Here is a 7,603-nt window from a genome sequence, read left to right as displayed (position 1 = left end):
TACATTATTTGCGGTTGTTACCCCACTTTGTTTTTTGTATACTACTGTCTGTGATGTGTTTACTACAGCAACTGGCTTAGATACTATTTTTACATACTGTGCACTTATATACCCCGTTCTACCACTGTAACTTATCTTGTAAAAGTTATTTGTCTTTCCAACTATTACAACATTAGTGCCACTTTTAAAAGTTCCTTGTATAGGATAGTTTGTACTTACTCCAGTTCTTATACTTAAGCTACTTGCTGTTGTTACACCATACTGTGTTGTGTATACATTACCGAATACTTGTATATATTGATCCACACTACCCTTACTACTATTATAATTTACATTGTTGATACTTCCTACAGATACCAAGGAAATACCCATAATAGTAGCAGCTATAACTATCTTTGTTTTTAATGAACTTAGTTTAAATTGTGTTAAAAGCTTAATATTTTTCAATTTAATTCCCCCTCTTAGGGGTTTGATCTATATTCATCCCATGGTCTCTAGACTTAAATCTTCTGATCTTATTCTACAATTCTTTTAGGATGTATTGACCCCTATGATTTTAGGTTTCATTAACTTTAACTTCCGAATTCCTCTATAATATATGATTTGCTAGTACCAAATGTTCTCCTGCTAATTCCTTTGTCAAACAAAAATTTTCTAACTGAAACGCACTACATGTTTTCTCAAATTTAAAATGGAATAGGACATAACTGTAGATGTAGCAAGGCGAACCTCCAGTCCGCCAAAATCCCTCGGGAGATGTGAACAATACGTGAACGACCAAAGCGGAGGCTAGGCGAAGATGGGACAGCTGATGCGGATAAAGGTTAAGAAGTGATTTAACATGGATGCATATGATAGTAATTTAGTTTATTGGATATGGTTATCACAAATTAATGGCATAGGCCCTGTAATTGCAAAAGTATTGTTGAATGTTTTTGAAATTCCACAAAACATATATAAAGCCACCAAATTTGAACTTATAGACATAAAAGGGATAGGAAGCGTTGGTGAATTGTTACACTCCATTTAAAAAAGAATAAGTCGGATATTTTAGAAACTATATCAATAATGGAATTGAAGGGTAGGGTAATAAAAAACACAATTGATGTAAAAAAATATTTTTGTCTATACACCAGGAAAAAAGCATAAAGATAGAACTAAAGAATCCCATTCTTTAGTTCTATCTTTATGCTATATTATGAATTCTACTCTACTTGCTTAAACTGCAGACTGTAAAGGTATGAATACAATCCTTCTTGTTTTATAAGCTCGTCATGAGTTCCTCTTTGATTTATGCCTTCATCAGTAAGTACAATTATTTCATCTGCATTTTTTATTGTACTTAGTCTATGAGCAATAACAAACGTTGTTCTATTTTTAGTAAGGTTTTCTAATGATTTTTGAATATATTGTTCATTTTCATTATCAAGAGCGGATGTAGCTTCATCAAGTATTAAAATTGATGGATCTTTTAAAAATACTCTTGCTATAGATATCCTTTGCTTTTGTCCACCAGAAAGTTTTACTCCTCTCTCTCCGGTATAAGTGTCATAGCCATGTTCTAGACTCATAATAAATTCATGTATATTTGCATTTTTGGCTGCCTCAATTATTTCATTGTCGATTGCTCCCGGTCTGCCATATGATATATTTTCTTTAATGCTTCCAGAAAATAAATAAACATCTTGCTGAACTAATCCAATAGATTTTCTAAGTGATTTAAGTTTTATATTTTTTACATCGATGCCATCTATTGTTATTGAACCATCATTTACCTCATAAAACCTTGGTATAAGACTGCAAAAGGTTGTTTTACCACCACCTGATGGACCAACAAGTGCAATATTTTTGCCTGATTGTATTTTTATATTTATATTGCTTAATATATTATGCTTATTATTATAACTAAAAGATACATTCTTAAAAGATATATCTCCCTTTGGATTAACTAATTCAACTGCATCTTCTTTATCGATTATATCTGGCTTTGTATTTATGACTTCAACAAATCTTTGAAATCCTGAAAGCCCTCTTTGAAACTGCTCTGTAAAATTGACAAGCTTGTCAATAGGATTTAAAAACGTATTTATATAAAGTATGTAAATTACAAGGTCAGATACTTTTAATGAACCGTCACTTATAAATATTCCGCCTACAAGAATGGCGCTAAGATAGAGCAACCCTTGAAAAAAGCTGTTACCACTATGAAATCTGCCCATTATAAAATAACTTTCTTCTTTCGTCTTTAAATAATTATTATTACCTTTATTAAATTTAGCATTTTCTATGCCCTCATTAGCGAATGATTTAACTACTCGTATACCTTCTAAACTATCTTGAATTTGGGCATTTACACCTGCTATCTTCTCCTTGTTTTTTACAAAAACATTTCGCATTTTCTTATTATAAAAATATGAAAAATATAACATTGCGAGTGTAAAGAAAAGAAGTATAAGTGTTATTCTTGAATTTATACTTGCTAGAATAGCAAAAGATCCAACTATTTTTAAAATGGATATGAATACATCCTCAGGACCATGATGTGCAAGTTCAGATATATCAAACAGATCTGTAACTATTCTTGACATAAGATTTCCGGTACTTGCTTCATCATAATAAGAAAAAGATTGCTTTTGTAAATTGTCAAAAATATCTCTTCTCATATCCGTTTCCATTTTTGCTCCCATTATGTGTCCCCATGAAGTTATGAAATACTGACAAAAATATCTTACAATATACATAATTAATAGTGCTATCCCAACATATAAAACATATTTGATTATTTTATGTGCATCATTAAGTACATAAACATCGTTTAACAAATATCTGACTATTAAAGGAAACACCAAATCAATCGCAGATAAAATTAATGCACAAAACATATCCGCAAAGAACAGGAACTTGTATGGTTTGTAGTAGCTTATAAAGTTTTTTAATAGTTTCATTATTATTGTAACCCCTTATCCTTAAAGTTATTTTATTAGTATTATTATAACATTGAATGGGGGCAAGTAAAACAATGTCCGCTACGCTTGGCCATTTAATAAGGCAAAATAACTAAGACTTAAGTCAATTATCTTTATCTGAGTCATGTTTAATATTTGGAATTACCGGGGTAGATTTACTAGCAGCTTTCATTAAGCTACCTACTAAAATATAAGTAATAGTAAATATAATTGCAATAATTATTAATTTTAGCATGAACAACACATCCTTTCCAATTAATAAAAATTAATCTACTTTTTATTCTCTCATCATATATATTTCCATTTCTAAAGTATATCCAAATAACTATGAAATAGACAACAAACTGCCAAAGGAATTACTATGAAATTCACTGGTTATATTGTATTAACTTTATAATTTAAGGTAAAATAGATATAGTTAGTAATATATAAGCAATCAAGCTATAACGTTAATTAAATTATTTATTAACAAGAAAACATAGCTGTAAATTTAACCTGTAAAAAATACTTATAAGGAGTGAAAAATATGAAGTCTTCAACTCACAGAATAGCTATTCCTACAATTCTAGAAGTAGGAAAAGGAAATATTAATAACATAGGAAACTTAATTAAAAAAGCTATGGTCCAAAAGGTTTCAATATATTTTGGGGAGGGAATAGAGGATTTATTTGGAGCTTCTATAAGGAAATCCTTAAAAGAAGCCAATATCCAGATTTCAAAAATAGAAACTATCTCAGCCATAAACTTTGAAGAAATTAGTATAGCGGCCTTTGAAATATCATACGATGTTGAGGCTCTAATTGGCATTGGTGGTGGGAAAGCTATAGATGCTGTCAAATATATGAGTTTTTTAAAAAAAATACCATTCATTAGCATTCCAACTTCAACCTCTAATGACGGTTTTTCAAGCCCAGGCGCATCCCTTTTAGTCAATGGGAGACGTATGTCTCTTCCAGCCAAAACACCTTACGGCATAATTATAGATATTGATGTAATTAAAGGAGCCCCTGAGAAATTTATATTTTCAGGAATTGGAGATTTAGTATCAAATATTACCGCTCTGTATGATTGGAAATTTGAAGAGGAGCACGGAATGGCAATTATGGATGACTTTGCAACTATGCTTTCCAAAAAAGCAGTAAATAGTTTTGTGCGAACTGAATTTAAGACGATTAAGGATGATTTGTTTTTAAAGGAACTAGTGGATTCACTAACTTTAAACGGTATCTCTATGGAAATAGCAGGTGACAGTTCACCGGCCTCAGGCTCTGAGCATTTAATATCTCATGCTTTGGACAAATTTCTTGAAATACCGCAGCTTCATGGCATACAGGTTGGAATAGCAACCTATATTATGTCTAATGTGCAAAACCACAGATTTGTAAGAATCTCAAGGATATTAACGGAAACAGGTTTTTTCCAATATGTTAAAACTTTAAAAATGAGGAAAGAAGATTTTAAGAAAGCTATAGATATTGCTCCTTCAATAAAACCTAGCAGATTTACTTATATTCATGTTGAAGAAAATAGAGAATTGGCTAAAAAATTTATTGATGAGGATGAAACCTTAAATTCTATATTAATATGATATTCTTTTATTTTAAAAATAAATATCCGTAAGAACTGTCATCAAGCTTGACATTCTTGCGGGTATAAAAACTTTCCATGAATACGATTACAAGGAGCGCGTGGATCAATTTTGTTTACTTAGAATTAACATCATATCAACTTTCATTTTGGCAGCTAATAATTGGATTATTGAAATAGAAACAAACTCAGGAGCTGCATATTTAAAATTTTGTTCAGCTTGCTTTAATTCCATCATAGATTGAGTAATTCCATTATTCATAGTTTTTATCCTCCCATTTATAGGTTTTTTCTACCGTCAGGATTGTCCTCAATTAACTTGTATTTTATAAGGTATGTGCGAACAGTAAGCTTTAGACCAATATATTCAAATGGTCAGCAGCAAAATTTGTACGCATTTGAAAATATTTATATATATTGTATTCTAATGTTTAGAAAAAGGAGTAATAGTTAAAGTGAATGGATTTATTAAAATAAAGGAGATTTTATGATAAAAAATATTTTTTATCAATTTAGAAGGAAAAGTTTTTTGAAATTTGACATTAGAATCATAATAATTAGCGTTATTGTAATGCTGTGTGTAATTATGTTCTTTCCGCATTTTTTTAGAAATACGTATACAGTAACCATTGCAAATAAACGAGTAATAAGAAGTGATAATACTAATACGTATTTAATTTATGCACAAATGGAAAATGGTAATATAAGGGTATTTGAGAATACTAATAGTTTATTAGAATTTAAAGTCCATTCTGAAGATGTGTATTGGGGATTGACAATTAATAGAAAATACGAAATAAAAGCATATGGGTTGAGTATGCCTTTATTATCATCGTATCAAAATATTATAGAAGTTAAAGGGGGAAAATAGGAAAAATAAAAACATAAGGGAAGTAAAAATAAAATATTTAAGAAATAACAGTAAATATTTAAAAATATAGAACGATATATGATTGTAATAAATAATATATTTAGGAGGTGAAAATATTTGTTTAAAGAGAAAATTACAGCAATCATATTAAGTACTTTTATAATATTTACTCTTATAGTTTTATTTCAAATTACAGTATATGGCTCGGAATCAACAAATATTGAGGTTAATGTTAAAGAATTTGGAGCTTCAGGTGACGGAAGTACAAATGATACAAAAGCCATATTCGACGCATTTAAATATATAGCGAAAACAGAAACGAGTGGAGTTGTGTATTTTCCAGCTGGAGATTATCTAGTAAATACTACAATTACTGTTCCTACAAATGTATCAATTAAAGGTGATGGCCAGGAATCTACAAGGATCAAACGAATAGACACTAGTAAAACAGCTATATTTAATTTAAAAGGAAATCAAAGTATTAAAGATATAGGTTTCAGATCCCAAATTAATTTATATCCTACTGGTGATGATATTACTATAGTAGATTGTAAGATATCAGGCATAACGCAAGGTATACAAAATGCTGCAACTATTAATAGATTAACTATATCTAATACACTATTTGATAAGTGTGGGTATGGTATTTTATCAAATAATGTACCATCCTATGATGTTACTATTAGTGATTGTAATTTTATAAGTTCAACAGCAGATGACATAGAGATTAATTCTTCAAGCAAGAGATGGCTAATACAGAATTGTGATTTTAAAGATAATATATCAAAATATAATAGCTCAGGGTTTGGAATTGGAGTTGCAGTTGGTGCAACAGAAATTACTATAAATAACTGCAATTTTTTAAATATGGCTTGCCAAGCGATACACATTGAGGATAATTCACAGGTGAATATAACTAAATGTACCTTTAAAAACTCTGGCCTTGGTGGTCATCCAGGAAGTCCACACTCAGATATTGCTCTTTTATCAAGCGCCACAGCAAATATTTCAGATTGTGTATTTTTAAAATCTGATAGTGGGTATTCAAGTATGGGCATATATAGCAATAATTCTATAATAAAAGGGTGTAAATTTTATGAAAAATGGTGTGGCTATTCTTCTAACTATTACAATTGCGAATTTTATGGTGATTCCTCACTAGACCCGGGCAGTAGAATAGGGAAGGGAATAGATAGCCTAAGTGCTACAAAGATAGTTTCAGATTGTAAGTTTTACAATCTATCTGTAGGGGTTGAATATGGTTATCTAGGTGCTGGTTCTTATGGTGGCACAGTGCAAAACTGTGTATTTAACAATTGTGATACAGGAGCAGGATCTAAACGTACCTCCACTATGATATATGCAGGAGCTAGTGAGATGGTTGAAAATAATTTATTTGAGTCTTGTATTGTAGGGGTGAGTTTGCCTAATGGTGGAGATGCCCCGAGAAGAAATTACACAGTAGTTAATAATTTATTTTCTGGTTGTGAGACAAATTTAATTTTAGGTACATTTATTCCAGGATATGAGCGCTTAGTGTCTAATAATAATGATCTACCAAGTATAAATAATATTTCAGTAGATAAAGAGATAATATATAGTTTTGACTATCCAAGTTTTAGTGTAGATGCAACTGGTGGATCTGGAGAAGAACTTACTTACAAATATGTAATAGAGAATAACAATACTACTGTATACGATAGTGGTTTTGTTAAAAGCCCAAAGATTCAGTTTAAGCCTAGAGAAGCTGGTAGTTATAATTTAAAGGTATATGTTAATGATATATCGCCTTTTGAGAATACAAAAGCATATAGCTTTAATGTTGAAGAAGCAATGCAAGAGGATATAAATTTAGATAAAACTGTTGATATATATGATTTAGTTATGATCTCTAAAAATTTGGATAAACAAAGAGGTAGATCAGAAGATTGGAATGAGAGATTGAATGTAGAGGACAGCGATGATGTTATTAATATTTTAGATTTAGCTAAGGTCTCTAAAAAGTACAATTACTAAAATTAGTTTTAAAAATAAGCCTTTCCTTAATTGGTTAGGCTTATTTTTGTGCACAAAGCTTATTACTATAAAATTTATGGAATATTCATTATAGCGCTTATGCAACTATTACTCTTATTTGAGAGGCTAATTTTATTTTATAATTAATGAGATTATAAAACTT

The 7,603-nt window shown here is 30.1% G+C and carries 8 protein-coding genes; 4 read left to right on the top strand and 4 right to left on the bottom strand.

Features of this window, described 5'->3' with window-relative positions; genetic code table 11:
* Positions 1 to 447 (bottom strand): SH3 domain-containing protein (locus tag LGK95_RS17845; protein ID WP_226126268.1); only part of this gene is annotated, 447 nt, incomplete at its 3' end.
* Positions 448 to 841: 394 nt separating this feature from the next.
* On the opposite strand from LGK95_RS17845, the gene LGK95_RS17840 reads away from it, so the two are divergent.
* On the top strand, positions 842 to 1,030 hold the full coding sequence (locus tag LGK95_RS17840; protein WP_226126267.1) for a helix-hairpin-helix domain-containing protein: 189 nt from the start codon (positions 842 to 844) through the stop codon (positions 1,028 to 1,030).
* 175 nt (positions 1,031 to 1,205) lie between these two features.
* Here LGK95_RS17840 and LGK95_RS17835 read toward each other — a convergent pair whose 3' ends face one another.
* Both LGK95_RS17835 and LGK95_RS22515 read right to left on the bottom strand, forming a co-directional pair.
* Positions 1,206 to 2,945, bottom strand: a complete 1,740-nt coding sequence (locus tag LGK95_RS17835) for an ABC transporter ATP-binding protein (protein WP_226126266.1) — start codon at positions 2,943 to 2,945, stop codon at positions 1,206 to 1,208.
* Between the two features lie 124 nt (positions 2,946 to 3,069).
* Complete coding sequence (locus LGK95_RS22515; protein WP_264174597.1) at positions 3,070 to 3,201, bottom strand: hypothetical protein; 132 nt, start codon at positions 3,199 to 3,201, stop codon at positions 3,070 to 3,072.
* 291 nt (positions 3,202 to 3,492) lie between these two features.
* Between LGK95_RS22515 and LGK95_RS17830 the strand changes: the two genes are divergently transcribed.
* Positions 3,493 to 4,554 (top strand): iron-containing alcohol dehydrogenase family protein, encoded by a 1,062-nt coding sequence (locus LGK95_RS17830; protein ID WP_226126265.1) that lies wholly within the window; start codon positions 3,493 to 3,495, stop codon positions 4,552 to 4,554.
* Between the two features lie 105 nt (positions 4,555 to 4,659).
* On the opposite strand, the gene LGK95_RS17825 is transcribed toward LGK95_RS17830, so the two are convergent.
* Positions 4,660 to 4,815 (bottom strand): hypothetical protein, encoded by a 156-nt coding sequence (locus LGK95_RS17825; RefSeq protein WP_226126264.1) that lies wholly within the window; start codon positions 4,813 to 4,815, stop codon positions 4,660 to 4,662.
* A 267-nt stretch (positions 4,816 to 5,082) separates the two neighbouring features.
* Between LGK95_RS17825 and LGK95_RS17820 the strand changes: the two genes are divergently transcribed.
* Positions 5,083 to 5,424 carry a DUF1523 domain-containing protein gene (locus LGK95_RS17820; RefSeq protein ID WP_226126263.1) on the top strand — a complete coding sequence of 114 codons (342 nt, stop codon included), beginning with the start codon at positions 5,083 to 5,085 and terminating at the stop codon, positions 5,422 to 5,424.
* A 117-nt stretch (positions 5,425 to 5,541) separates the two neighbouring features.
* Positions 5,542 to 7,440, top strand: a complete 1,899-nt coding sequence (locus LGK95_RS17815; RefSeq protein WP_226126262.1) for a glycosyl hydrolase family 28-related protein — start codon at positions 5,542 to 5,544, stop codon at positions 7,438 to 7,440.
* The last annotated feature ends 163 nt before the right edge of the window (positions 7,441 to 7,603 follow it).

It is taken from the genome of Clostridium algoriphilum (genome assembly GCF_020443705.1).
GTDB lineage: Bacteria > Bacillota > Clostridia > Clostridiales > Clostridiaceae > Clostridium_AD > Clostridium_AD algoriphilum.
Note: the sequence above shows the minus strand (reverse complement) of the source record. Positions and strands in the feature narration are given on the sequence as shown.